The 25,161-nt window shown below is 41.1% G+C and carries 25 protein-coding genes and 1 riboswitch; of the genes, 22 read left to right on the top strand and 3 right to left on the bottom strand.

The features are described from left to right. Positions 1 to 256: 256 nt before the first annotated feature. Entirely contained in the window at positions 257 to 766 is a 510-nt protein-coding gene (locus FCJ93_RS21075) for an SRPBCC domain-containing protein (RefSeq protein WP_408014808.1), read from the bottom strand. A 186-nt stretch (positions 767 to 952) separates the two neighbouring features. Further along, positions 953 to 1,279, bottom strand: a complete 327-nt coding sequence (locus FCJ93_RS21070) for an ArsR/SmtB family transcription factor (RefSeq protein WP_095309174.1) — start codon at positions 1,277 to 1,279, stop codon at positions 953 to 955. 823 nt (positions 1,280 to 2,102) lie between these two features. Between FCJ93_RS21070 and FCJ93_RS21065 the strand changes: the two genes are divergently transcribed. The 5 genes from FCJ93_RS21065 (at position 2,103) to ade (ending at position 8,705) form a co-directional block, all read left to right on the top strand. Next, positions 2,103 to 2,957 (top strand): AAA family ATPase, encoded by an 855-nt coding sequence (locus tag FCJ93_RS21065; protein ID WP_137744645.1) that lies wholly within the window; start codon positions 2,103 to 2,105, stop codon positions 2,955 to 2,957. A gap of 501 nt (positions 2,958 to 3,458) precedes the next feature. Further along, on the top strand, positions 3,459 to 4,463 hold the full coding sequence (locus tag FCJ93_RS21060; protein WP_137744644.1) for a helix-turn-helix transcriptional regulator: 1,005 nt from the start codon (positions 3,459 to 3,461) through the stop codon (positions 4,461 to 4,463). Positions 4,464 to 4,538: 75 nt separating this feature from the next. Next, entirely contained in the window at positions 4,539 to 5,333 is a 795-nt protein-coding gene (locus tag FCJ93_RS21055; protein WP_137744643.1) for an SDR family NAD(P)-dependent oxidoreductase, read from the top strand. 508 nt (positions 5,334 to 5,841) lie between these two features. Then, positions 5,842 to 6,528, top strand: a complete 687-nt coding sequence (locus FCJ93_RS21050) for a GNAT family N-acetyltransferase (protein WP_137744642.1) — start codon at positions 5,842 to 5,844, stop codon at positions 6,526 to 6,528. Positions 6,529 to 6,741: 213 nt separating this feature from the next. Beyond that, positions 6,742 to 6,843: riboswitch (purine riboswitch) on the top strand. A gap of 122 nt (positions 6,844 to 6,965) precedes the next feature. Beyond that, a complete protein-coding gene (gene ade / locus FCJ93_RS21045; RefSeq protein WP_137744641.1) occupies positions 6,966 to 8,705 on the top strand; it encodes an adenine deaminase in 1,740 nt (579 codons plus the stop codon). A 19-nt stretch (positions 8,706 to 8,724) separates the two neighbouring features. Here ade and FCJ93_RS25120 read toward each other — a convergent pair whose 3' ends face one another. Further along, the gene (locus FCJ93_RS25120) at positions 8,725 to 8,895 is read right to left on the bottom strand and encodes a hypothetical protein (RefSeq protein ID WP_170211375.1); all 171 of its coding nucleotides are present in this window, start codon (positions 8,893 to 8,895) and stop codon (positions 8,725 to 8,727) included. A gap of 789 nt (positions 8,896 to 9,684) precedes the next feature. On the opposite strand from FCJ93_RS25120, the gene FCJ93_RS21040 reads away from it, so the two are divergent. From FCJ93_RS21040 to FCJ93_RS20960, 17 genes are all read left to right on the top strand, one after another. Beyond that, positions 9,685 to 11,268 (top strand): long-chain-fatty-acid--CoA ligase, encoded by a 1,584-nt coding sequence (locus FCJ93_RS21040; protein ID WP_137744640.1) that lies wholly within the window; start codon positions 9,685 to 9,687, stop codon positions 11,266 to 11,268. Positions 11,269 to 11,536: 268 nt separating this feature from the next. Continuing rightward, positions 11,537 to 12,715, top strand: coding sequence for an acyl-CoA dehydrogenase family protein (locus tag FCJ93_RS21035; protein ID WP_137744639.1), 1,179 nt, complete (start codon positions 11,537 to 11,539; stop codon positions 12,713 to 12,715). Between the two features lie 16 nt (positions 12,716 to 12,731). Continuing rightward, positions 12,732 to 13,496: a beta-ketoacyl-ACP reductase gene (locus FCJ93_RS21030; RefSeq protein ID WP_095309182.1), complete on the top strand. Its 765-nt coding sequence runs from the start codon at positions 12,732 to 12,734 to the stop codon at positions 13,494 to 13,496. 90 nt (positions 13,497 to 13,586) lie between these two features. After that, positions 13,587 to 14,036, top strand: coding sequence for a MaoC family dehydratase N-terminal domain-containing protein (locus FCJ93_RS21025; RefSeq protein ID WP_095309184.1), 450 nt, complete (start codon positions 13,587 to 13,589; stop codon positions 14,034 to 14,036). Further along, a complete protein-coding gene (locus FCJ93_RS21020; RefSeq protein ID WP_137744638.1) occupies positions 14,033 to 14,434 on the top strand; it encodes a MaoC/PaaZ C-terminal domain-containing protein in 402 nt (133 codons plus the stop codon). Before FCJ93_RS21025 ends, FCJ93_RS21020 begins: the two co-directional genes overlap by 4 nt. A gap of 18 nt (positions 14,435 to 14,452) precedes the next feature. Next, a complete protein-coding gene (locus FCJ93_RS21015; RefSeq protein ID WP_137744637.1) occupies positions 14,453 to 15,688 on the top strand; it encodes an acyl-CoA dehydrogenase in 1,236 nt (411 codons plus the stop codon). Continuing rightward, positions 15,678 to 16,451, top strand: a complete 774-nt coding sequence (locus tag FCJ93_RS21010; RefSeq protein ID WP_137744636.1) for an SDR family oxidoreductase — start codon at positions 15,678 to 15,680, stop codon at positions 16,449 to 16,451. The genes FCJ93_RS21015 and FCJ93_RS21010 overlap by 11 nt, the downstream gene beginning before the upstream one ends. Positions 16,452 to 16,466: 15 nt before the next feature. Next, positions 16,467 to 17,636, top strand: coding sequence for a thiolase family protein (locus FCJ93_RS21005; RefSeq protein ID WP_137744635.1), 1,170 nt, complete (start codon positions 16,467 to 16,469; stop codon positions 17,634 to 17,636). 143 nt (positions 17,637 to 17,779) lie between these two features. Beyond that, positions 17,780 to 18,349: a TetR/AcrR family transcriptional regulator gene (locus tag FCJ93_RS21000; RefSeq protein WP_095309192.1), complete on the top strand. Its 570-nt coding sequence runs from the start codon at positions 17,780 to 17,782 to the stop codon at positions 18,347 to 18,349. Positions 18,350 to 18,372: 23 nt separating this feature from the next. Beyond that, a complete protein-coding gene (locus FCJ93_RS20995; protein ID WP_137744634.1) occupies positions 18,373 to 18,819 on the top strand; it encodes an acyl-CoA thioesterase in 447 nt (148 codons plus the stop codon). A 64-nt stretch (positions 18,820 to 18,883) separates the two neighbouring features. Next, positions 18,884 to 19,945 (top strand): phosphotransferase family protein, encoded by a 1,062-nt coding sequence (locus tag FCJ93_RS20990; protein ID WP_137744633.1) that lies wholly within the window; start codon positions 18,884 to 18,886, stop codon positions 19,943 to 19,945. A gap of 16 nt (positions 19,946 to 19,961) precedes the next feature. Next, entirely contained in the window at positions 19,962 to 20,711 is a 750-nt protein-coding gene (locus tag FCJ93_RS20985; RefSeq protein WP_095309196.1) for a 2-phosphosulfolactate phosphatase, read from the top strand. Further along, positions 20,708 to 21,496, top strand: a complete 789-nt coding sequence (locus FCJ93_RS20980; protein ID WP_095309198.1) for an enoyl-CoA hydratase/isomerase family protein — start codon at positions 20,708 to 20,710, stop codon at positions 21,494 to 21,496. Before FCJ93_RS20985 ends, FCJ93_RS20980 begins: the two co-directional genes overlap by 4 nt. Positions 21,497 to 21,787: 291 nt before the next feature. Continuing rightward, entirely contained in the window at positions 21,788 to 22,651 is an 864-nt protein-coding gene (locus FCJ93_RS20975; protein WP_095309200.1) for a branched-chain amino acid ABC transporter permease, read from the top strand. After that, positions 22,652 to 23,641 carry a branched-chain amino acid ABC transporter permease gene (locus FCJ93_RS20970; protein ID WP_137744632.1) on the top strand — a complete coding sequence of 330 codons (990 nt, stop codon included), beginning with the start codon at positions 22,652 to 22,654 and terminating at the stop codon, positions 23,639 to 23,641. 3 nt (positions 23,642 to 23,644) lie between these two features. After that, entirely contained in the window at positions 23,645 to 24,412 is a 768-nt protein-coding gene (locus FCJ93_RS20965) for an ABC transporter ATP-binding protein (RefSeq protein ID WP_137744631.1), read from the top strand. Then, positions 24,405 to 25,112, top strand: coding sequence for an ABC transporter ATP-binding protein (locus FCJ93_RS20960; protein ID WP_137744654.1), 708 nt, complete (start codon positions 24,405 to 24,407; stop codon positions 25,110 to 25,112). Before FCJ93_RS20965 ends, FCJ93_RS20960 begins: the two co-directional genes overlap by 8 nt. The last annotated feature ends 49 nt before the right edge of the window (positions 25,113 to 25,161 follow it).

Genomic DNA, 25,161 nt, shown 5'->3' with positions numbered 1-25,161 from the left:
AAAGGCCATGTCAGGCTATACTTTTGCATCGTTTCCTTTTTTTGAAGTGAAATATGTGAAGTGCCGTCTTGTGATGACCTTTTGCCAAAGCTAATCTAAATTTTGTCTTGTGTTGGATCAAAGTATTGCGGGATTGGTCACTTTTGAATCAAGAAAAATATATAAAAATGTCCCCATCTTCGATTCTATCAGGAAGCAAAGATGGGGGCAGTCTTTGGTTCTATTAATGATATACCCCGTGTAAGTATAAATTGCCTTATTTGTTTTCGTTCAAATGCTCTTCCAGACGGTTCCAAGTCTCGGTAATTCCTTGTAGCATACCCATATCCATGACGTTTTTGAGAGCTTCCGCAGACGCATACTCAGCACGGTTTACAAGTTTCGTTTTCCCGTCCAGATCAATGAACTCCAATGTGACCTCGGTTGAGGGCATATTTTCGTCGATGGTTCCCTCGGCATCCGAGAAGTAATCGGTGTAAATAATGGTCTCCGGCTCGATAATATCTTTGTAAATAACTTTCCCCCAAGATTCCATGCCGTAAAAATCACCTTGATTTTTATCCGTGCATTTCATACAGAAGTGCCAAACTCCACCTGGTCGGAAATCGATGTGGCAAACCGGAAGTTCCCAACCAGTAGGTCCCCACCAATGCTTGAGATGCTCAGGTTCTTTGAACATGTTGAACACGAGGTCCCGTGGTGCATCGAAAATGCGCTCCAACACCAGTACCCGCTCATTCTCAACTCTTGAAATCATTTCATTCATCTTAATTCCTCCATCCACTTAATAAATATCTTTTTCTCTGCTATATTAACTTTTTCTAATATGGCAATGTAATGATTACTAGGATGCCTCAGCTTTTGCTGTTTTTTTAGTGCTTGCTTTATAAACGATCAAAGCGAGTCCATGACCAACCTGATAAATCATTTTTTCTGATTTTTTAACCTCAGTTTAATTCAATGGTTTTTTCCCCTGTAATACGTTGAGATAATCGTCCAAACGATCCATCCGCGCTTCCCATATTCGACGGTAGGAATCAAGCCATTTATCCAACTCTTGCAGCGGTTCTGGTCTTAGATTATAAATGCGACGATTAGCGACCTGATGAACCTCAACAAGTCCAGCATTACTCAATACTCGAAGATGTTTAGAGGTTTGAGGCTGGTTTAGTTCTAACTTTTGGGCAATCTCTCCTACTGAAAGTGGTCCGTCAAGAAGAAGGTCAACAATATCAAGTCGATTGGATTCAGCTAGTGCACTGAAGGTTTGTACGTTCATATAGAATCATCTCCCAACATGTGTATGTTTCTAGCTTTAATAATCGTTTGTTTTCATATAAAGAATATCACCTCCGAATTTCTAAATAATGATGTCGTAACGTGTTGTTGGATTTATTATTCCACATAAGGAATATTCCAGTCAAGGAATATTTAGAAAAATAATTTAGCGAGTTATAGTATGATTTTGCCACAGCTTTCTATTAACCATTCATCGCGTCAGGTAAAGATAAGCTGAACAGTTACAGGAACCAGTAGTAATCTTTGGCACAGTCGTGTACTTATTCAGAGGGGCTGTTAAATATCTTTTATGATGTAAAAGTGCTTGTGATTTATAATGGTGATAATTATGGATGAATAGCTGAACACGCTCTCTTTTTTCAAATAGTGTGTCACCTAACTTGTAAAATATTTAATGTCGAAACGAGTGACTTGGCAGTTACCTCTATCTCCGTCGATCTAGTAAAGGAAGAAAGGCAGCAGCAACATTGTTCAAAGAAATGGATCATTCACGGGAGGGAAAAATTTGAAAATAAGAAGTTTTTTAAAATTGGTTAGAGAATGTGTTGCAGAAGTGAAGCCATTTCAATGGACTTTTTAGGTCGAGGTGGGTAAAAGAGACTCATACCCTAGCTTGAATTGATGGTTATAATATTAAATGTTATGGTCAAAGTTTTAGTAATAAGGAAAATTTAGAGATAGCCATACACTTCATATCAGTCATTTTGATACTTGTATTATACTAAAATTACTCAGAATTGGAAAATTCAGTCTGAATCTTATTATAATGGAGTGAAAGAGATTCAGTAGTTAAGGAGGAAAGTATGGTTTATTTACATGCTTTTTCATTTCCGAATGAGGATTTGGAATTTGACTTTTTCATGAATATAAAAAGAACGTGTTATGACTCGTTTTATCCATTTAAGATTTTATCGAAAAAATGCTTTGAATCGATTGTTTTTGAGCCAGTGACGATCATATATGGTGGCAATGGTTCAGGAAAGTCAACTGCATTAAATGTGATAGCAGAAAAAGCGGGAATCAAACGTGACTCTATCTATAATAAATCTAATTTCTACCCTGATTATATCGATATGTGTCATATGCAGTTGAAAGCAGACATTCCTGAAAATAGCAGGATTATTACTAGTGATGATGTATTTGATTATATGTTAAATATTCGAAATCTCAATGAGGGAATTGACCAAAAACGGGAAGAGCTTTTTGAGGAGTATTTGGATGCGAAATATTCCCATTTTCAGATGAAGTCTATGGCAGATTATGAGCAGCTCGTAAAAGTAAACGCAGCCAGAAGTAAAACTCAGTCTCGTTATGTTAGAAATGAATTGATGGATAATGTGAGGGAGTATTCGAATGGGGAAAGTGCATTCAAGTATTTCACTGAAAAAATTGGCGAAAATGGACTTTATATTTTGGATGAGCCAGAAAATAGTCTTTCTCCCAAACGTCAGATGGAATTGATGAAATTTATTGAAGACTCTGCTCGATTTTTTGGTTGCCAGTTTATTATATCAACACATTCTCCATTTCTGTTATCCATGAGGGGAGCAAAAATTTATAATCTTGATGAAAACCCTGTTAAGGTGAGACGCTGGACGGAATTAGAAAACGTCCGTACATACTTTGAATTTTTCAAAAGTCATGAAAGCCAATTTTGAGATTGAGCACGAATATTTACAATTATTTTAGAAAATAGTAATAACTCCATTGGATTTAATTTGTTAAGGTACATTTTAGATGACATCTCTGAGGCAGATGATACAGATTAAGCTTCCAAAGCTGATTCCAAAGGCCGCCCATTCTGTATGGAAAGCCGCACTCGCAGAAGCAATCTTAAACATCGTCTGCAAGGCGGCCGTGGTTCTGGTTATCCTTTACGGATTGATGATTGACAAATCCACGGTGTCAGGGCATCTCTTTGACGGGCATTCAAATGCTGTTTGCCGGTACAAGCAGCTTTTAGTACGTATTATTTAGAATACCCAGAACATTGAGCTCTGACGAAGAACGATAGCGGCAAAAAATATATTTTGGGACCACCGCAAAATAATTAAACATGTTGCCTCACCACGCCCGGTTAGGTTAAAATCAGAAGAATCAATGGTCCACGGGCTCCGTGGATTGTTGCAATTTGACTTTGTCCTTGGAGGTCGACAGCCATGAACGCTTCTTCCGCAGACCGTATCAAGATCGCGCCAGGTTTCTGGACTAGCCTGAGAGGGATAGGGGTAGAACCCATTGATGTAGCACGCCAAGCACGACTACCGCTCACCGTCATCACCGAACCGTTAGTCACGACCGTACAATATTATTCGATCTGGCAAGCCTACTCCGAACTAGTCGGGGACATCGCTACTGGAATCGTTAAACTTGCGACCGCGTTCGAGACAGCACAGTATCCGCCTGCTGCTTTGGCGACCTTTCACGCTCGCGATTACCGGGACGCGCTGAACCGAATGGCTCGCTATAAGCAATTGTGCCCTCCGGAATACTTGAGGATTCAGGAACGAGGCGAGCAATGCTTGATTGAATTGGAGTGGGAGCATGCTGAGCTACCCGGACCGCCGGTGCTTGTCGGCATTACACTCGCCTACCTGCTTGAGTTCGGGCGCCGGGGAACCGGTCATCCTCTGAAAGCACATTCCGTCGAATTCATAAATCCCATGGGCAACGTTCAAGCCCTTGAAAGTTATTTCGGTTGCCGCATTCGGATGGGTACGGGATGCAATCGGCTAATACTGAATCGTGCCGATCTGGACCGTCCCTTCACGTCGTATAATGAAGAACTTCTCGAGATTTTGACTCCCGCTCTGGATCGTACGTTGGAAGCACGACAGAGCCAGCTCACCGTGAGCGCTAAGGTGCAATGGATCTTGAGCAGATGCCTAACTCGAGGGCGAATCGATATTCAAACCGTTGCCTCCGAGTTAGGGATGAGTGAGCGCACCTTGCAGCGCAGGTTGACGGGAGAAGGCGTAAGCTTTAAGCAGCTGCTTGCGAAAACTAGGTGGGAGATGGCCGTCGCTTACTTGGCAGATCCCGCGCTGGAGATCAAAGAGGTCGCCTTTCTCGTCGGCTACGAGGACCCTAATTCGTTTTATCGCGCGTTCCGCTCATGGACAGGGGAGACTCCCGCCAATTGGCGCGGCGTGCAAGAGAATTGACGTTCTGTGCTAGTTACTGAGTAAGCGAAACGATGTATCATGATCCCTATCCTAAACATAAGGAGTGCAAAGCAGATGGATATGGGATTGAAGAATAAGACGGCTTTAGTAACGGGATCAACTAGAGGCATAGGAAAAGCGATTGCTTTTGAACTTGCCAGAGAAGGAGTTCATGTACTCATAAATGGTCGGAACAACGATGATGTAGAGCGAACGGTAGCAGAGATCCAAGCGACGTTCCCGGAAACGGGGCCGCGAAACGCAACCGCCGATCTTGTCGATTCGCGGCAGAGAGAAGCTTTATTCGCGAATTTTCCCCACGTCGATATCCTCGTCAACAGCATGGGCATCTATGAAATTATGTCCTATGATGATGTAGACGATGCCGTATGGGAGAAGTACTTCCGCACGAACTTTCTTGCCGCCAACGATTTAACCAAGTTTTATTTGCCTTCCATGCTGAGTCGTGAATACGGCCGAATTATCTTCATCGCGAGTGAGGAAGCCGTCATGCCTTCCGGACAGATGCCTCAATACGGTGTGACCAAATCGATGTTGTTGTCATTATCCAAGAGCTTGTCCAAGTTGACCCGCGGCGCCGAAGTTACAGTGAACACGATCCTGCCGGGACCGACCCTTTCCGAGAACGTGCAGCAGATCATCGAGAGTGTGTATTCGAACGAAGAGATGACCTTCGAGGCTAAAGAGAAAGACTTTATGACGAAGAACCTGCCTCATTCCGAAATCGGGCGGTTTATCAGACCTGTGGAGATTGGCCGATTGACTGCTTTCATTTGCAGCCCGATGGCCTCCGCCTTCAAAGGAGCCCCGATTCGCATAGATGGGGGAATGGTACCAACCATATTTTAATTTTTTTGCTTAAACAGGAAACGTTAGTTTCATTAAAACATCACGAGGTTGCCGCGGAATAGAGCAGGCAACCTCTTTAAACAATTGGCAGCATAGATCAATAAATGTGATATAAATATGCTGATCAGAAAAAGACAGTGAGCTCCCTTACAGGCATTGAGCCGGAGGAGGAGTTCACTGTCTTTTGTTAGCGCTTCATTTGGATTCAATTCGGCAAATTGAATTGACCTCCTCAGATAAAGTCTTTTTCACTGCCGACTAGATGCATTGCTCAATATCCAGTACATAGCGAAGGGAAGCCATGTGACTCTTTGGATAAAAGCAACTCCTTCTGGTTTTTCGGCCATTGTTTCCTTGACTTCGGACAAGCAATTCTGTCAAGTGGGTGTTATGGCCGAAGAAAATAAATGGCAAGTCAGAAAAACTACAAATAACAACTACTTATTTACTAGCTAATTTTTCGATTTTGCGATAATAATAGAATTAAATATGATATCGGAGTGTAATCATGAAAAAGAAAAATTATGATTTTGAAGATGATAGAAACGATGGAGTTTATTTTATAGATGACAACACGGATGGCGGTGCCGTATCTGGACTACGTTGGGAAGAATTGATCCCGAAAGAATTAAAGTTCAGACCAGCTAGTAGAAAAGATGCAAATGAAGTTGTAGAGCTGATCCATCTTGCAATTGGAGATATTGCTGAGCAATTGACTGGTCAAACGAAGGTTGAAACTATTCGTAAGACTCTCACAAACTTTTTTTGTGAAGAAAACAATCGTGTTAGCTATCAAAATGTGTTGATTGCGGATATTTTTAACGAAATCGCTGGAATAATCGTAACCTACTCTGGAGCAGATGCCTTGCAATTGGACATGCCTTTACTTGAACGTTTAAGAAGAAAAACAAGGAATCAGAACATTTTCTTTGACCAAGAAGCGGATGTTGGCGATTTATATATTGATACACTTTCTGTCTCACCGAAGTTTCAGGGCTGTGGAATTGGAACAGAATTGCTGCTGAAGGCTGAAGAATCAGCGTTGCAGAAGGGATATGACCGAATATCCCTCAATGTCGCCAAGGATAATCCCAATGCAAAAAAGTTATACAATCGGATAGGGTATCAAAAAGATAAAGAGATACAGATTAATGGTCATACTTATGACTATATGGTGAAGACGTTGAAAAAATGAAAAGTTCAGTTGTCTTTTCTAGAGTTTCTCAAGAGGTGACCTTGTCTTTAGAAAGGTGAAAGAAGAAATGGATATTGTTAGAGCATCCAGCCAATAAATGATGAGACTGTTTCTTTAATCTACAATCCTCTTCAAAAAGCGATTATACGAATTATTTGATTATTTGCTAACCTGTTGAATTTCAATAATTCCATGCTATAATACAACTTAATCAAAAACCGCATAAAGTTCACTCATATAATAGCAGGAATACGGCCTGCAAGTTTCTACCAGTTCACCGTAAATGAACTGACTATGAGGTGCAATGAATAGGAAGAGATTGATAGTCTGCAACCTGTTCTTTTTCGGCATATAGTATCGAAGAACTTGCTCCTCAAGATGATAGGGAGTTAAGGTCTTCGGTTTTTTTTTATTTTCGGACATAGGGGGAAAACAAGATGAAAAAAAGCGAATTGGCACACCTAATTGATGTAGCTGCAGGGCGAAAACGAGCAGATTTAGTTTTGAAAAATGGGAACATTGTTGATGTGTATCAAGGAACGATCATGACAGGTGATGTGGCGATCGTAGCAGGGAAAATTGCTGGGATTGGGGAGGAATATGAAGGGAAAGAGGTTGTTGATGTAAAGGGGAAATATATCGCTCCTGGATTTATTGACCCCCATATTCATGTCGAATCCTCTTATGTGACTCCGGAAGAATTTGGCCGTTTACTTGTCCCCCATGGAACGACGACGGTCATGGCCGACCCGCACGAGATCGTCAATGTCGCAGGGCTAAAAGGGCTGGAATATATGATTGAAGCGGCAAAGCATACGGCGTTAGACATTCAATACATGCTCCCTTCCTGTGTGCCGGCAACGAATATGGAGAATGCAGGGGCTATATTAACGGCTTCAGATATGGTGGCGCCATTAGAGAAAGGAATGGTCGAGGGACTGGCTGAATTTATGGATTTCCCCGGTGTGATCGGGGCCGAGGACAGTGTCTTAGACAAGCTTCTTGTAGCGAAAAATTTAAAGAAACGAATCGATGGGCACAGTCCGATGGTAAGTGGAAAAGAGCTTAACGCCTACATTGCGGCTGGAGTGGAAAACGATCACGAATGTTCGACTGTTGAAGAACTGCAGGCTCGTGTTTCACGCGGGATGTATGTTTTTCTACGAGAAGGGTCTGTTACCCAGAATTTACGTACGTTGCTAAAAGGGGTTACGCCTCAAAACGCTCGTCGCTGCGTATTATGCGGGGATGATGTCCAAGCCAAAACGATTTTAGAAAAAGGACATTTGGACAATGCCATTCGTATTTGTGTCGAAGAAAAGGTAGACCCGATCCAAGCCATTCAGATGGCCACCCTTAATACAGCGCAATGCTGTCAACTTGATGATCGCGGAGCTGTAGCCCCTGGATTAAAAGCCGACTTGATTATTTTCAGTGATTTGGACAAGCTTGTTGTCGAACAAACCTATATTGATGGGAAGCTTGTCGCTAAAGAAGGAAAGTATATTTTACCTATTACAAGAGCAGATATTTCTGCTGTTCAATCCAGTGTCCATATCGGTGATTTTACAAAAGAGAAGCTTCGACTAAAATTAGAAACCAATAAAGCAAGGGCGATTGAAGTGATTCAAACGGAAGCATTGACGAACGAAGCGATCGTTGATGTGGAACGCGATAGGTCAGGCGAATTTGTGTATAATCCGGAGAAGGAAATTTCAAAAATTGCCGTTATTGAGAGACACAAAAACACGGGAAATGTATTCGTTGGTTTATTAAAGGACTATGGAATCAAAACAGGGGCCATTGGGATATCCATTGCCCATGATTCCCATAACTTGATTGTGACGGGAACGAATGATGAGGATATGGAAGTAGCTGTAAAGAGTCTGAAAAAACAAGACGGTGGAGTCGTCTTAGTCAACAATGGTGAAGTTATTTGCCGCATGGCTCTGCCGGTAGGTGGACTGATGAGTAATCTCTCTGGAGAAGAAATCGTTGAACAACAAAGTAAAGTTAATAAAGTGGCTCGTGAAGTATTGGGAATTGCAGAGAATGTCGATCCGATCATGACTTTAGGCTTCATGTCCTTAGCTGTGATTCCAAAGTTGAAAATCACCGATTTAGGACTTGTTGATGTGACAAAATTCGAATTTGTCCCAGTATCAGTTCACCAATAAAAACAGAGGGTCTAGTGTTTCACTGCGAAACACTAGAATCGTCCCCTCGCTTTTCCAATGCCTGTTGTTTATTCTCGTCACACTTAAAGCATAGATAGTCATGTTCTGGAAGTAATACACCATTAAAAAATCCATTTTCGCAGCAAATTTCTTTTCCGCAGATTTTACATTGACCAAGATATTCTCTCATCTTTATCCCTCCAATCTCTCGGCTTTGAATGCTGTTAACGTTTAACTGATTATTTTGATTCATTATTAGATGACACAATCGGACAGTTCCTCCTTGATAAGAGGAACTAAAAATTTTTAAACCTAATGTAGTGGTGTTCTGGACGGGGCATTCATATGATAAGCACCTAAAAAGATATATTCCTAATATTTAGTTTAAATTACCTATATCTTTCGGAAAGAATCAGCGATTGAATTGTTCAAGCACCTACCTGCCAGCCCTATCTTTCCGAACTTATCATCCAGGTTATTTAAATCGATTACAGGATAGGAGTCTATCTTTTTATTCTAACTCCCCATTGATTGAATTGTTAGTACAGATAGCAGAGTTAGAAAGTTCACTCTAAAACGTTCAAGCAGTCTAACGGTAACGACAATCAACCGTGAATATGGGAGAAAGCAGCTGTGTATAATGCAAATATATCATTTTACACAATACAGTTAAAACTCGTACTTTAACAAGAAGCACGAGTTTTTTTATATTCCATTGATTATTGAAATTATCATCACACTTGAAAGTAAGTTTCGCTTTGTATCAAAGGTAGCTGCAATAAAATTAAGGCGATATTAAAATGGCTGAAAAAGAATCATCGTGAACATCTGCAGAAAATTTCATGACCAAGATTTTTGTATTCGCTTACAAAAAAATATTGACTTCGGTTTCGGTTGATTTATAATGTTAATTGAATACTCTGAAAATACTGACCGCTCAGTATCTTTTGGAAGGATAATATGGAAAGTAGGGATTTACATGGAAAAACCTTGGTTCAAGCATGTTCCAGAAGGAAATCCAACAACGATTGACATCCCTGAAATCGCACTTCAAGATCTGTTCTACCAATCTGTGAAAACATACCCCGATCATGTTGCGGTTACATTCTACGATAAAACGATGACGTATCAAGGATTACATCAACTCATTCAAAATGCAGCAGCAGCACTCCATCATCTAGGTGTAGGAAAAGGCGATCGTGTAGGTTTGATGCTGCCGAACAGTCCGCAATACCCCATTAGCTATTATGCCACGCTTGTGTGTGGAGCGATAGTTGTCCAAATCAATCCGATGTATAAGGCGGAGGAACTGCTACATGTATTAAACGATTCAGAAGCGGAAACGCTCATTGTACTCGAACCATTATTACCATTAGTGACCGCTATCAAAGACAAAACTTCCCTCACAAATATCATCCCAGTCTCATTTGAAAAAGAAACTAAATTTAACGAAATGCTCAAGAGTCGTGGCTATCCAGTCCCTAAAGTTGAGATTGATGCGAAAAATGATGTTGCTGTCCTTCAATATACAGGTGGTACTACAGGTCGTTCGAAAGGTGCGATGCTTACCCATTACAATCTCGTAGCAAACACCCTTCAATCCTACTCGACCTCGGAAACATCGACGGAGCTTGGCAAAGAGCGATTTTTAACGATTTCTCCATTATTCCATGTATATGGAATGACTAGTTGTATGAACTTAACGTTTTACATAGGGGGGAACATGATCCTTCTTCCAAAGTTTGATGTGGAAGAAACCGTTTCTATTATTGAAAAGACAAAGCCTACTGTTTTTCCTGCTGTCCCAACGATGTATATTGCCTTATTGAACTATTATCAAGTGAAAAAATTCGATTTAAGCTTTCTTAAAACGTGTACGAGTGGTTCGGCGCCACTCCCAGTCAAAGTAATTGAAACATTTAACGAGTTAAGCGGTACATCTGTAGCAGAAGGATACGGGCTATCCGAAGCATCTCCAGTGACACATCGAAACCCGGTAAGCGGGTTGCAAAAGCATGGGAGCATCGGGATACCGATTCCCAATACCGATTCAAAAATTGTCGATATCGCAACAGGTAAAGAGGAGTTGCCAATCGGTGAAGTTGGAGAATTAATTGTAAAAGGTCCCCAAGTGATGAAGGGATACTGGAAAATGCCAATGGAAACGGATGAAACGATTCGTGATGGTTGGCTTTATACGGGGGACCTTGCCAAAATGGACGAAGATGGATTCTTTTACATTGTTGGTCGTAAAAAAGAGCTAATTATTGCGAGCGGTTATAATGTGTACCCGATTGAAATAGAAGATGTACTATACAAGCACCCAAAAGTAATGGAGGCAGCAGTAGTTGGCATTCCAGACGAATATCGTGGCGAAACGATCAAAGCTTTTATCGTTTTAAAAGAAGGAGAGCAAGCAACTGAAGAGGAGATCATCGCCTACTGTCGTGAAAAATTAGCCGCGTATAAATGTCCGCGATTCGTTGAATTTATGGCTGAGTTCCCGAAAACCGCAGTCGGGAAAATTCTTAAGCGCACTTTAAAGGAACAATTAAGAGCTTAGCCTGACGCCATTCGTCCATCCTGTTATAAACGCTGTTTTCGCAACGTTTGTGGTTTGTTCGCAAATGCCCATATTTTTCTACGGCATTTACATCTCTAAAGCGAGTTCAGAGGCACTCTATGGCCCTTTTCGCCGGACTGTTATCGTTTTTTGAATCAGAATTGGATTGTTCTCCAATTTATGCTTTAAAAAGCCACAAGTTTTGCGAAAGGCGCCTTTATAAAAAATAAAACATACTGACTAGTTAGTATCAAAAGGAGAGAGAGACATGCATTTACGTTTAACAGAGGAACAAAAAATGGTCCAAGAAACGATTCGGAAATTTGTTGAAAAAGAGCTTATCCCACTAGAGCCAGAGGTTTTACGAAATGAAATTCAAGGCAAGCCGTCATTATCAAAAGAAAAATTAAAAGAGTTAGTAAACAAGGCGAAAGCTGCAGGCTTCTGGGGGATTAACACTCCAGAGGAGTATGGTGGAGCAAATTTGGGGCAAATGATGCAGGCGATCGTCATCATGGAAACATCAAAATCATTTGTTCCATTCCAATTTGGTGGATCTGCCGATAACATTCTGTACTACGCAAATGAGGAGCAAAAGCAGAAATATCTCATTCCGACGATTGAGGGAACGAAGAAATCATGCTTTGCCATGACAGAGCCTGCCGCAGGCTCGGATACACAAAGAATTCGAATGACAGCGGTAAAAGATGGAAATGAGTGGGTGTTAAATGGGGAGAAGACATTCATTACGGGTGGTAATGAAGCAGATTTTGTGATGGCGATAGCGATTACGGACAAAGAACTGCATCAATCTTCTAGAGGAAGAGAAGGAGTGACATGCTTTATCGTAGACCGGGAGATGGGGTGGAAATCTGAATACATTCATACGATGGGCGAATGGGGGCCAGCAAGTTTAGTTTTCGATCAAGTCCGTGTTCCAGAAGAAAATATCTTAGGAGAATTGCATAAAGGATATAACCTCGGTTTAGAATGGATCGGTTTTGCAAGGTGGATTGTCGGTGCCCGCGCTGTGGGTGCCGCTGAAAGACTGCTACAAATGGCGATTGATTATGCGAAGGAGCGTGAAACGTTTGGTAAACCGATCGCCGAGAGACAGGCGATTCAATGGATGATTGCCGACTCAGCAGTTGAAATTGAAGCTGCCAAATGGCTTGTGTTAAATGCTGCATTTACCTTGGATCAAGGCGAAGATAATCGCCATTACGCATCGATTGCAAAGCTATATGGATCCAATATGGGCAACCGTGTTATCGACCGGGTTCTGCAAATTCATGGCGGTATGGGGTATACGAGGGAGTTGCCTATTGAACGCTGGTACAGAGAAGCAAGGCTATGGAGAATTTATGACGGTACAGATGAAATTCAACGTCTTATCATATCTCGTAATCTATTAAAAGGTCACATCAAAATTGGGCAAACATTTTAGAAGAGGAGGAGCGAAAATGCGAGGTAGATTTACAGGGAGAACAGCATTTATTACGGGTGGCAGTAGAGGGATTGGCAAAGGAATTGCCCTTGCATTTGCCGAGGAAGGTGCAGATGTTGCCATAATCGATATTAATGAAGAGGCATTAGCACAAATGAAGGATGAATTTGCTGCAAAAGGATACAAGTTGCGTGCAACAAAGGCAAATGTTACAAATGCAGATGAAGTAGAAGCAGCGATTGATGGTGCTGTTCAAGCGTTCGGTTCGCTCGATATTCTCGTGAATAATGCTGGAATTATTCGTGATAATCTCCTATTTAAAATGACAGATAATGATTGGGAACAAGTCATGGATGTCCATTTAAAAGGAGCATTTTTGGCAACAAGGGCAGCACAAAAATATATGATTGAACAAAAATACGGAAGAATCATCAATATATCCTCTACATCGGCTTTAGGAAATCGTGGCCAGGCAAATTATGCAACGGCTAAAGCAGGTCTACAGGGCTTCACGAAAACATTAGCGATCGAACTCGGTAAATTCGGGGTAACTTGCAATGCGGTTGCACCAGGCTTCATTGAAACGGAGATGACACAAGCCACTGCGGCAAGAATTGGAATTCCATTTGAGGAATTGGTTAAAGCAAGTGTTTCGCAGATTCCAGTTGGAAGAAGTGGAAAACCAGAGGACATTGCCAATGCCGTTACCTTTTTTGCAGATGAGAAGTCATCCTTTGTGAATGGGCAGGTCATTTATGTAGCAGGTGGTCCAAAGGCTTAAAAGGCTATCGGGTAAGCATTCGGACACTTGTTATGATATTGCGCTATTAAACGACATTCAGACCGAAGGATAAAAAAAGGTGGGATATCGATGTTTCATGATTTAATCGGAAGTAAATCAAACAAAGTAAAAAATTTCGTTGAACATGGTCGTGTGAAACAGTTCGCAGAAAGTATTGGTGATCTTCATCCTATTTATGTCGATGAGGAGTATGGAAGAAAATCGAAGTATGGCCGTAACATTGCTCCGCCAACTTATCCAAGGGTGTTCGACTTCGGCGTTCTTGAACAAGTAAAACTTCCAAGTAAAGGATTAATTCATGGAGAGCAACGTTATATTTTTAAGCGGCCATTATTTGTGGGAGAAGAAGTGTACTGCTATACCGAATTACAAAATTACTATGAAAAGACAGGCGGCAATGGCTTGATGGGATTTGTTGTGATTAAACGATACGGCGAAGACCCAGAAGGAAACTTGATTTTTACAGAAGAAATGACGGCCATTATTACGGAAGCTGTAAGGAAGGCGATGAAGGTATGAATAGCTTAACGCAAATAAAAGTTGGGGGATCATTGTCAGAAGTGACTTTGCCGCCTGTCTCTCGCTTGGATTTAATAAAATATGCTGGAGCATCACTTGATTTTAACCCGATCCATACAATTGATGAAGAAGCATCAAAAGCTGGGCTACCTGGTGTAATCGCTCATGGGATGTGGACAATGGGGAATTTAGCAAAATTATTCACACCCTATCATGAGATCGGGTTTATGAAAGACTACCAAATTCGCTTTTCAGGTATGGTGTTTTTAGGTGATGTCATCACATTAAAGGCTGTTTTATCAGAAGAGACAGAGAATGCTTTTATATTTAGTGTGCGTGCTGTGAATCAAAAAGAAAAGGATGTCATTAAAGGAAAAGTAGTGTTTGCAAAACATTGATTGAAAGGAAGTGATGGAATGCACTTCGACTATTCAGACAAAGTGAAACACTATCAAAAAAAGTTAACCAAGTTCATGGAGGATTACATTTATCCAAATGAACAAACATACGTAAACGAAATCAATAAAGAAAATCCTTTTTCAGAAACCCCTCCGATTATGGAAGAGTTGAAACAAAAAGCAAAAGAGGCAGGATTATGGAATCTGTTCCTGCCAGAGAGTGAATATGGGGCGGGACTGACGAATTTAGAATATGCACCACTCTGTGAAATTATGGGGCGTTCAGGTATGGCACCAGAAGTGTTTAATTGCGCGGCACCTGACACAGGCAATATGGAAGTGCTTGTTCGTTACGGAACTGAAGAGCAAAAACAATTGTGGCTGGAACCACTTTTACACGGGGAAATTCGCTCATGCTTTTCGATGACAGAGCCAGATGTAGCTTCGTCGGACGCTACCAATATTTGTGCAAGCATCAAAAGAGACGGGGATGAGTACGTCATCAATGGAACGAAGTGGTGGTCTTCTGGTGCTGGAGATCCCCGTTGCAAAATAGCGATTGTGATGGGGAAAAATGATGAGCATGCAGAAAAGCATAAGCAGCAATCCATGATTCTCGTCCCTTTAGATACCCCAGGAGTAACGATTAAAAGGATGCTTCCCGTATTTGGCTATGATCATGCTCCACATGGGCATGGGGAAATTGTCTATGACAACGTGCGAGTGCCTGCTAGCAATATGTTACTTGGCGAAGGGAGGGGGTTTGAAATTGCTCAAGGACGCCTTGGTCCAGGGAGAATTCATCATTGTATGAGAACGATTGGGGCTGCTGAACGTGCATTACAAATCCTCTGTGAACGGGTTACAAATCGAGAAGCATTCGGAAAAAAGTTAGCTGAGCAAGGGGTGATTCAAGAATGGATTGCCGATGCTCGTATTGAAATTGAGCAAGCGAGGCTGTTGACGCTTAAAGCTGCTTATATGATGGATACCGTCGGAAACAAAGCAGCAAAAGCCGAGATTGCCATGATCAAGGTTGTCGCTCCGAATATGGCGTTGAAGATCATTGATCATGCCATTCAAGCTTTAGGAGCTGCAGGAGTGAGCGATGATTTTCCTCTAGCGTCAAGCTGGGCAAATATTCGAACACTACGTCTTGCTGATGGCCCTGATGAAGTGCATCGACGTGCGATTGCCAAATATGAGTTGCAAAAGTATCGCAAACAAGGGAGGGAAAAGGAGCATGCACGTTAAGGAGTTATTTAGTTTGCAAGGGAAAACAGCCATTGTCACAGGTGGTGGACGTGGCTTAGGGGAACAAATTGCCACAGCTTATGCTGAAGCTGGAGCCAATATCGTCCTTTGCTCTCGTAAACTGGAAAATTGTCTTGAAGTTAGTGAGAAATTAAAAGGGTTAGGGGTTGAAACACTCGCTTTAAAATGTGACATTACGAATAAAGAAGAGGTCGATCATGTCATAGAGGAAACGTTAAAAAAATTTGGACGGATTGATATTTTAGTCAATAACAGTGGTGCATCGTGGGGAGCACCAGCAGAGGAAATGCCATTAGAAGCCTTTTATAAAGTCATCAATGTGAATGTCGTTGGCACATTCCTAATGTCACAAGCTGCTGGTAAAGTTATGATTCAGCAAAACTATGGGAAAATCATTAATATCGCTTCAGTGGCAGGGCTAAAAGGCTCAAGACCTGAAGTGATGGATGCTATTGGCTATAACACAAGCAAAGGTGGAGTCATTTCCTTTACGAGAGATTTGGCCGTTAAATGGGGACCTAAAGGAATTTATGTTAATGCAATTGCTCCTGGTTTCTTTCCTACGAAAATGTCACGCGTCATTATTGAAAAAGGTGGAGACCAAATCTTTGAAGCAACTCCGTTACGAAAATTCGGGTCTGATCATGATTTGAAAGGGGTTGCCCTATTTTTAGCGTCAGCGGCGTCAGATTTTGTTACAGGAGAGACGATTGCCGTTGATGGTGGAACAAGTGCCATGTAGAAAGGAAGGGAAGAAATGAGTAGAGAAGCGGTCATTGTTTCTGCTGTACGAACAGCGATTGGACGTCAAGGTGGCAGCTTAGCCACTGTCCCAGCACATGTCTTTGGAGCGGAGGTTATTAAGGAAGCGTTGCATCGTGTCGATGTATCTGCAGACAGTGTCGATGACGTGATCATGGGAAATGTGTTAAGTGGTGGCGGAAACATCGCACGTTTATCCGCTTTACAAACAGGGCTTTCGATCAATATTCCTGGGCTCACGGTCGATCGTCAGTGCGGTTCAGGCATGAATGCCGTTGCACTTGCAGCACAAGCGATTAAGGCAGGGGCAGGAGACATTTATGTAGCTGGAGGAATTGAAAGCATGAGCCGTGCTCCTTATTTACTGGAACGAGCGGAAAAGCCATATAGTGCCTCTCCACCGAAGTTCAGGAAATCTCAACATTCACCAGAGGAAATTGGCGATCCCCCTATGGGAATAACAGCAGAAAATTTAGCAAAGCAATACAGGATCTCCCGAGAAGAACAAGATGAATACGCCTATTTAAGTCAAAAAAGAATGGCTGAAGCTGTAAAGGAAGATAGATTTAAAGAACAAATCGTCCCAATCACCATACCTGTACGAAAAGGGACGCCGGTTGTATTCGCTCAGGATGAACACCCAAGACCTGAAACAACGTTAGAAGGGTTAGCAAAGTTGAAGCCTGCCTTCTTAGAGGGTGGTACAGTAACAGCAGGGAGCAGTTCGGGCTTAAATGATGGAGCAAGTGCATTAGTGGTCATGTCGAAAGAAAAGGCTGATGAACTTCAATTAAAGCCGCTAGCGTATGTAAGAGAATCTACTGTTGCCGGAGTGGATCCCAATATTATGGGGATTGGCCCAGTTCCCGCAACGAAAAAACTGCTTGAAAAAACGGGATTATCACTAGATGGTATCGACTTCGTTGAGTTAAATGAAGCATTTGCAGCACAAGTGATTGCCGTGAATCGAGAATTAAATATTCCCATTGAGAAATTAAACGTAAATGGTGGCGCCATTGCACATGGACATCCGCTAGGTGCGACTGGTGCAATTTTAGTGACGAAAGCCGTTTATGAGCTGATGAGAAGAAAGGGTCGCCTTGCCATCATTACAGCTTGTATTGGTGGAGGTCAAGGAATTGCTGTATTAATAGAGAAGGCTTAATGTTGTTTTTTCTTAAGTCGAAACGAGTTGTCCCGCTATCGTAAGCTCGAAAACTATTAAGTCGACAGTAAGAGAAATGCTATAATAAATTGAATCTTTGAAAAATAAAGATTCATACAACAACTAGTTTTTGGAGGAATATGATGAAGGAAAAAATAATGAAAGAGAGCATTGATTTGTTTGATAAGAAGGGATTCAGTGACACCTCTATTCAAGATATTGTCGACTTAATAGGAGTTACAAAGGGGACATTCTACTATTATTTTAAGAGTAAACAAGAGCTTCTTCGTGATATACATCTAAGTTACTTAGAAAGACTGTTAATGGAGCAAAAAGAAATCCTTCAGGATGAATCGAAAAATTATAAAGAAAAACTGCTAGCGATCATTCACTTAACGGTTAGCAAAATTAAAGATGAAGGGAAGATGGCACGCATCGTCTTTCGTGAAATGCGCCATTTAAATGAAGATAATTTAAATCAGATCAAGATGAAGCGAAAGGAATTTAGGTTGAATTTTCAACAAATCCTTGAGGAAGGAGTGCAACAAGGAGAATTCAATGAAACGATTCGAACGGATATCCTTTCTTTCGCGATTCTAGGTATGGTAAACCGGTCCTATTATTGGTTTAATCCAGATGGTGAAATATCGGCAGAGGAGCTATCAGACCTTTATCTAAAACTAATACTCGAAGGGATCGATCAGAGAAGTTAACAGAGGAAAAGGTTGTGAGGTCATTGGGAAATCAGCATGAAATAGAAGTGTTTGTACGCTTCTGTGAAACAGATGCTGTTGGACATGTAAACAATACAAGTTATTTTCTTTACTTCGAAGAAGCAAGGACTAAGTTTTTTCAAGAGATTTTTAAAGAAAGAAATCAAAAGTTTAATATGATACTAGCTTCGATTAAATGCGATTATTTACACCAAGCATATGCAAGTGAAGCATTAATTGTTAGGACAAAAGTAATCGATGTGGGGACGAAAAGCTTTAAGTTAAGCCTTGAGCTTGTGAACAAATTAGCTCGAGTACCAATTGCTTATGCGGAATGTGTCTCTGTTTGTTTCGATTATGAAACACAGCAATCAGTTCCAATCCCAGAGGAATTGAAACAGCGGCTTCATGCTAATCAAATGAGTTTTGCCAACCAAACGGATCCCATCAGCAATCCATGTAGCGGCTGATGGGAGGAACAAGGGTTTATACACATTATTAGTTCAGAATATTCCGATAAAAAGGGTGTGGGGTATGGTACAAGAGACCATTCAAGTTAGAAAAGGAGAGGAGCTTGACTTAAATAAACTGGAACACTATTTAAGTCAACATATGGAAGGACTCCCAGAGGAACCTCTGCAAATACGGCAGTTTCAAGCAGGCCGCTCAAACTTGACCTATTTATTACAAAAGGGGAATTGGGAAGCGGTATTAAGAAGGCCGCCACTTGGCCCCGTTGCTCCTAAAGCACATGATATGCAAAGAGAGTACTTTATATTAAATGAACTGTACTCCTCCTACTCTCCGGCACCAAAGCCGTTATTATTTAGTAATGACACATTATTAGGTGCTCCATTTTTCATTATGGAAAGAAAGAAGGGGATTGTACTCGATCAGGATTTTCCTGAGCATATTGAGGTATCCGAAGCATTATGCACACGGATTTCTGATTTGATGGCAAAAAATCTTGCACGTTTACATGAGATTCCATATGAAAAAACAAAGCTTCCAACCATTACGAAGCCGGAAGGTTTTATGGAACGACAAGTTCATGGATGGATTGGTCGCTATGAACGGGTAAAAACAGAAGATATCCCTGAAGTTGAAGCATTGAAAAAATGGATGATAGCATCGATCCCAAAATCTTCAGCACCTGCAATCATTCATTATGATTTTAAATTAAATAACTCCATGTTCGATGAAACGTTTCAAAACCTTGTCGGAGTCTTTGATTGGGAAATGACGACAGTAGGCGATCCATTAGCTGATTTAGGTGTAGCTATGAGTTATTGGATTCAAGCTGATGATTCAGATATGCTCAAAAAAGGTTTAGGTGACACTCTGATTACAACTGTAAAAGGGTTTTATTCGCGAGATCAGTTCATACAAGCATACGCAAAATATAGCAATCGCGATATAACAGATTTCCATTTTTACTTAACCTTTGCTTATTTCAAACTAGCAGTGATTTGTCAGCAGATTTTTTACCGTTGGAGAAAAGGGCAAACAGAGGACGCTCGCTTTGCCAATATGAATGAATTTGTCACAAATCTTATTTTATATGCAAGCGAATCCTCTACAAAAAGTTTGAAATAAAGAGAAGGTGTGCGAGATGCGAAAGCTACATGTATTAATGAAAAAAGAAGAATTACAAGAAGAGAAATTAAAGGATAAAGTGGTCGTTGTTTTTGATATTTTATTGGCGACAACGACGATCGCAATGATATTGGAAAATGGAGCGAAGGAAGTTATACCTGTTAAAGATAGTGAAGAAGCTCATGAGGTTGCGAAGAATTTTGTTCATCAGAATTATTGTTTAGCAGGTGAATATTTAGGGAGAACGATTAATGGGTTTTTAGACCCTTATCCTCAAGCTTTAAAGAGACATGTTAAGGATAAATCGGTCATTCTTTCCACTACGAATGGAACCGTTGCGATGCGTCATGCTCAAGAAGCGAAAGAGATGTATGCTGCTTCTATGCTGAACAGTATGGCTATTGCAAAGCATATCTTCTCCACAAATTCTAGCGAGACGGTGTTGTTGGTTTGTTCAGGTTCACATGGGGCTTTTAATTTAGAGGATTTTTATGGAGCAGGGTATTTTATCGAATGCTTGTTCCAGTGCAGTAATCAATGGGCATTAACAGATTCAGCAATAGCAGCACATCTTTTTTATGAAGGAAATAAAGACAATGGTGAAAAAGTACTGTTGACGAGTAGAGTAGGAAGAAAAATACATTCGGCTGGGTATGGAGACGAATTGAAATTTGCCTCCCAAAAGAGCGTCTACCATCAAATTGTTAAGTTTACAAACGGGAAATGTACAGTTTTGAATAAAATGAATGAGGAGTTGAAAAAATGACGATCACTTCTACCGATCATGTGAAGGTTGAAAAGAATAATGGTGTTCTTACGTTAACACTAAACCGTCCAGATCGTTTAAATGCATTTAGTGCGGAGATGATTTCTACATTAAAAGCTGAAATTTCGTTAGCAAAAGATGACGAGCAAATCCGTGTCATCGTATTACGTGGAGAGGGTCGAGCGTTTAGCGCAGGTGGTGATGTAAAAGGGATGGGTGCTGGTTCACCAACACAAACATACGCGCATATTGGAAGATTAAATGAATTAATTATTCAAATGCAGGCATTGGAAAAGCCCATTATCTGCGCCGTGCATGGCTATGCAGCAGGTGCAGGGTTCAATTTAGCATTGGCATCGGATTTAATTGTTGCAGAAGAAGATACAAAGTTCATATTAAGCTTTGCAAAAGTTGGATTAATTTCAGATGGTGGTGGTTTATACTTTCTTCCTCGTTTAATCGGTATCCATCGTGCCAAGGAGCTCTTGTTCACAGCAAAGCCCATTACTGCAGAAGAAGCGAAAAACCTTGGGATTGTAAACCAAATCTTCACAAAAGAGAGATTCCGAGAAGAGGTGACTGCTTACGCTACTGAATTAGCACAGGGTCCAACAGTTGCCTACGGGTTTATAAAGAAAATTGCCAATCAATCGTTAACCGCAACATTGGAAGATGTGTTAGAGCTAGAAAGAATTACTCAAGCTACGGTTGTGACGACAAATGACCATAAAGAAGGTGTTCGTGCATTTAAGGAGAAGCGAGGACCACAGTTTTCCGGAAAGTAAAAGGGAGTCGAGGCAGATACATCCAATCGGACATCTTAAGAAGCGCTACTTTACATCGAGAGCTAATGATAAAGTCATTCAACGCTTGAGGAATCTAATCTCGGGAAATCAAGCCGTGCTTGTTCAAAGTAACTGAAAAGAAGAAAATGAAAACGCTTTTATTAGGAGGTAGCTGCTTAAAAGGAGCGTATAGTTTAAGGAGCCAATGTCGATGAATGGGAAGAATCTGGATAAAGCTTCAAGAAGAGGAGCCCGTTCAAGAAAATTTGTAAATAAGAAAGGAGTGCGATAATGGAATTATTGATTCAACAATTGTTTAATGGCTTAACGATTGGGAGCGTGTATGCCTTAGTGGCTTTAGGGTTAACACTTGTCTATGGCATATTGCATATCCCGAATTTTGCCCATGGTGCACTCTATATGGTTGGTGGTTATGTAACGCTTCTGATGATGACCAATTTTGGCGTTCATTATCTCCTTGCCATTCTTGTCTCAATGGCAGTAGTTGGGGTATTAAGTGTACTAATGGAACGATTTATCTTCTATCCGTTACGGCATTCACCACCTATTCAAGATAAGGTTGCAGCAATTGGCATCTTATTATTTCTTGAGGCGTTGGCCCAACTTTTATGGGGGGCGGACTATCGAACCATGCCAACACCGTATGGGCAGGTTGTGAATCTTTTTGGTTTGACGCTGACGATGCAGAGAATCATCATTGTCATCACCGCTATTGCTGTGATGATCGCTCTATATGCTTTCTTAAAGAAAACATTTATCGGTGCAACGATTATTGCTATGGCGCAAAATCGTGAAGGGGCAAATCTGGTTGGAATTAATACGAACAAAGTGGCAATGCTGACGTTTTTCATTGCCGGAGCGCTAGCTGCTATTGGTGCATCGTTAACCTCTCCTATTAATCTAGTATTCCCAGGTATGGGGCATCTCGTCATCTTAAAAGCGTTCGTCATCATTATCATTGGTGGCATGGGAAGTGTACCAGGTGCCATCCTTGGCGGATACATTCTAGGATTTACGGAGAGCTTAGGTGCGACGTATTTAGCAAACGATTACAAGGACATCATTGCATTTCTGTTACTTGTGTTGATCTTAACGATTAAACCAAATGGTATTTTTGCCAAAGGGGGCGTGTAGATGTCGTCCATCTTTACAAAAAAGAATACAGTCATCGCCTTGATTGTTTTAGCGTTTGTTATCCCATTCGTCCTGCAAAACCAATATTACTTGCATGTATTAACCCTTGCCTGTATTTGGTCAATTGCTGTGTATGGGTTGAATTTACTAGCAGGCTTTACGGGCTATCTTTCATTGGCACATGCAGGCTTTTTCGCGATTGGAGCCTATTCTTTAGGATTATTGACCGTCAAGGCGGAACTAAGCTTCTGGCTGGCCTTTCTAGTTGCCCCTATTATCACAATGATTATCGGTACATTTGTAGGGATCATTGCTCTCAGAACGAAAGAACACTTTTTCGCCATCTACACGCTATGTGTTGGCTATATTATTTATTTAATCATCGATAAGTGGGACTCGTTAACTGGCGGTGTACGTGGTTTAATCGGTATTCCATCGCCTGCCAATATCGGACCAATCTCATTTGATACACCATTGTCACAGTATTATTTTGTCCTCGTGGTCACGCTTCTTTGTATTCTCATGGTCTATAGAATCGTTCATTCTCTAACAGGTCGTACATTCATTGCAATCCGCAACAGTGAGGAACTCGCTTTATCACTTGGAATTTCTACAGCGAAGAATAAGTTGTTATCTTTTGTTCTCTCCACTTTTTTCGCAGGAGTTGCGGGTGCTCTATACGGAAGCTTTATCCGCTTTATCGGACCAGAAATTTCTTATACAACGATTATGTTTGACTTTTTAACATATTTAATTGTAGGAGGAATTGGTACATTATCCGGCCCAATTGTTGGAACCTTTTTAATCGTGCTATTATCGCAAAATCTTCAATTTTTACAGGATTATCGAATGCTTATTTTTGGCCCATTGCTCACACTTCTCATTATTTTCTCACCACGAGGAATTGTCGGTTTTGTGTTGACAAAATATCACCAGCATCAACGAAAAACATCTGCTGTTTTAAAAGATGCAAGAGCGAAGGAGGGGTAAAACGTGATCTTACAAACGAAACAACTGACCAAGCAATTTGGTGGATTGGTTGCTGTTAAAAATGTTGATTTCAACATTGAAAAGAGGAAGGTCAATGCCATCATTGGTCCGAATGGTGCAGGGAAATCAACATTCTTTAACCTTATAACCGGAGTCCATCGCCCCTCCAGCGGACAAATTTTATACAAGGGTGAGGATATTACTCATTTACCAGCGAACAAAGTTGCCGAGTTAGGTTTGGCGAGGACTTTCCAAACGACGAATTTATTCGAAATGGCAACAGTATTTGATAATGTCGTGGTCGGTCACCGATTAAGGACGAGATCAAATTTTTTTGATGCCATATTTAGGACAAAACGGTTAAAGGAGGAAGAGGAAAGATGTAAACAAAAGGCATTGGAGGTATTGGAATTCACTGAGCTTTCACATATTGGCCATCAGCTTGTCGCGAATATTTCCCAAGAGGAAAAGAAGCGTGTCGCATTTGCCCTAGCATTGGCTACCGAACCAGAGATTGTTTTCCTTGACGAGCCAACTGCTGGAGTGAACCCAGATGAGACAGAATCATTGGCCTATTTAATCAAAAAAATGGTCAACCAAGGTATTACCGTTTGTTTGATTGAACATAAGATGCGCATGATTATGGATTTAGCTGACCATATTATGGTACTAAACTATGGCGAAAAGATCGCTGAAGGAACACCAAGTGAAATCAATAAGAATGAAGAAGTCATCCGAGCCTACTTAGGGGGGAGCGGTGCGAGTGCTTAAATTAAATAGTGTAACGGTCAACTATGGAAAGTATTCAGCTGTAAGACAAATTGATATTGAGGTCAGTGAAGGGGAAATTGTGGTTTTACTTGGTGCAAACGGAGCCGGTAAAACGACAACATTTAAAACCATTAGCGGATTGCTAAAACCTACTGGTGGAACTGTAAATTTTGAAGGGGCACCTATCAACGGTAAGTCACCAGATCGCATCGTGCAAGCAGGGATTGTGCAATGTGCCGAGGATCGCAAACTATTTCCGCAAATGTCTGTACAGCAAAATTTAATGATGGGCGGATATATACATCGAAGCAAAAAAACGCAGTTAAAAGAAAGTTTAAAGGAAGTGTATGAGCTTTTTCCAATCCTTTACGATAAACGTGATGAATCAGCCCGTTTATTAAGTGGAGGACAACAACAAATGCTTGCGATAGGAAGGGCATTAATGGCTAAGCCGAAATTAATGCTTTTAGATGAGCCATCGATTGGTTTGGCACCTTTGGTCGTAGAGCAAATGTTTACAAGCATACAGCATATAAACAAAGACGGGACAACGATCCTCCTTGCTGAACAAAATGCAAATGCTGCGTTATCCATTGCTGATAAAGGATATGTGTTTGAAAATGGCAGGATTGTGATAGAAGGTACTTCTGAAGAGCTTTTTTCTAATGATGAGATCCGAAAAGCTTATATCGGTGCTTAATAATACCGATTTTCGCTATGATTGCGTTTTTTTCGTAAATGAGGTTCAG

The organism is Robertmurraya siralis, assembly GCF_005502275.1.
GTDB classification, from domain to species: domain Bacteria; phylum Bacillota; class Bacilli; order Bacillales; family Cytobacillaceae; genus Robertmurraya; species Robertmurraya siralis.
Note: the sequence above shows the minus strand (reverse complement) of the source record. Positions and strands in the feature narration are given on the sequence as shown.

Bases quoted from the DNA above. Each gene is read 5' to 3' on its own strand.
- FCJ93_RS20975 (WP_095309200.1), top strand. From the start codon at position 21,788: ATGGAATTATTGATTCAACAATTGTTTAATGGCTTAACGATTGGGAGC.
- FCJ93_RS20985 (WP_095309196.1), top strand. From the start codon at position 19,962: ATGCGAAAGCTACATGTATTAATGAAAAAAGAAGAATTACAAGAAGAG.
- FCJ93_RS21070 (WP_095309174.1), bottom strand. From the start codon at position 1,279: ATGAACGTACAAACCTTCAGTGCACTAGCTGAATCCAATCGACTTGAT.
- FCJ93_RS20970 (WP_137744632.1), top strand. From the start codon at position 22,652: ATGTCGTCCATCTTTACAAAAAAGAATACAGTCATCGCCTTGATTGTT.
- FCJ93_RS21010 (WP_137744636.1), top strand. From the start codon at position 15,678: ATGCACGTTAAGGAGTTATTTAGTTTGCAAGGGAAAACAGCCATTGTC.
- FCJ93_RS21065 (WP_137744645.1), top strand. From the start codon at position 2,103: ATGGTTTATTTACATGCTTTTTCATTTCCGAATGAGGATTTGGAATTT.
- FCJ93_RS21015 (WP_137744637.1), top strand. From the start codon at position 14,453: ATGCACTTCGACTATTCAGACAAAGTGAAACACTATCAAAAAAAGTTA.
- FCJ93_RS21060 (WP_137744644.1), top strand. From the start codon at position 3,459: ATGAACGCTTCTTCCGCAGACCGTATCAAGATCGCGCCAGGTTTCTGG.
- FCJ93_RS21005 (WP_137744635.1), top strand. From the start codon at position 16,467: ATGAGTAGAGAAGCGGTCATTGTTTCTGCTGTACGAACAGCGATTGGA.
- FCJ93_RS21050 (WP_137744642.1), top strand. From the start codon at position 5,842: ATGAAAAAGAAAAATTATGATTTTGAAGATGATAGAAACGATGGAGTT.
- FCJ93_RS21055 (WP_137744643.1), top strand. From the start codon at position 4,539: ATGGATATGGGATTGAAGAATAAGACGGCTTTAGTAACGGGATCAACT.
- FCJ93_RS21040 (WP_137744640.1), top strand. From the start codon at position 9,685: ATGGAAAAACCTTGGTTCAAGCATGTTCCAGAAGGAAATCCAACAACG.
- FCJ93_RS21000 (WP_095309192.1), top strand. From the start codon at position 17,780: ATGAAGGAAAAAATAATGAAAGAGAGCATTGATTTGTTTGATAAGAAG.
- FCJ93_RS21030 (WP_095309182.1), top strand. From the start codon at position 12,732: ATGCGAGGTAGATTTACAGGGAGAACAGCATTTATTACGGGTGGCAGT.
- FCJ93_RS25120 (WP_170211375.1), bottom strand. From the start codon at position 8,895: ATGAGAGAATATCTTGGTCAATGTAAAATCTGCGGAAAAGAAATTTGC.
- FCJ93_RS20980 (WP_095309198.1), top strand. From the start codon at position 20,708: ATGACGATCACTTCTACCGATCATGTGAAGGTTGAAAAGAATAATGGT.
- FCJ93_RS21020 (WP_137744638.1), top strand. From the start codon at position 14,033: ATGAATAGCTTAACGCAAATAAAAGTTGGGGGATCATTGTCAGAAGTG.
- FCJ93_RS21075 (WP_408014808.1), bottom strand. From the start codon at position 766: ATGAATGAAATGATTTCAAGAGTTGAGAATGAGCGGGTACTGGTGTTG.
- FCJ93_RS21035 (WP_137744639.1), top strand. From the start codon at position 11,537: ATGCATTTACGTTTAACAGAGGAACAAAAAATGGTCCAAGAAACGATT.
- ade (WP_137744641.1), top strand. From the start codon at position 6,966: ATGAAAAAAAGCGAATTGGCACACCTAATTGATGTAGCTGCAGGGCGA.
- FCJ93_RS20990 (WP_137744633.1), top strand. From the start codon at position 18,884: ATGGTACAAGAGACCATTCAAGTTAGAAAAGGAGAGGAGCTTGACTTA.
- FCJ93_RS21025 (WP_095309184.1), top strand. From the start codon at position 13,587: ATGTTTCATGATTTAATCGGAAGTAAATCAAACAAAGTAAAAAATTTC.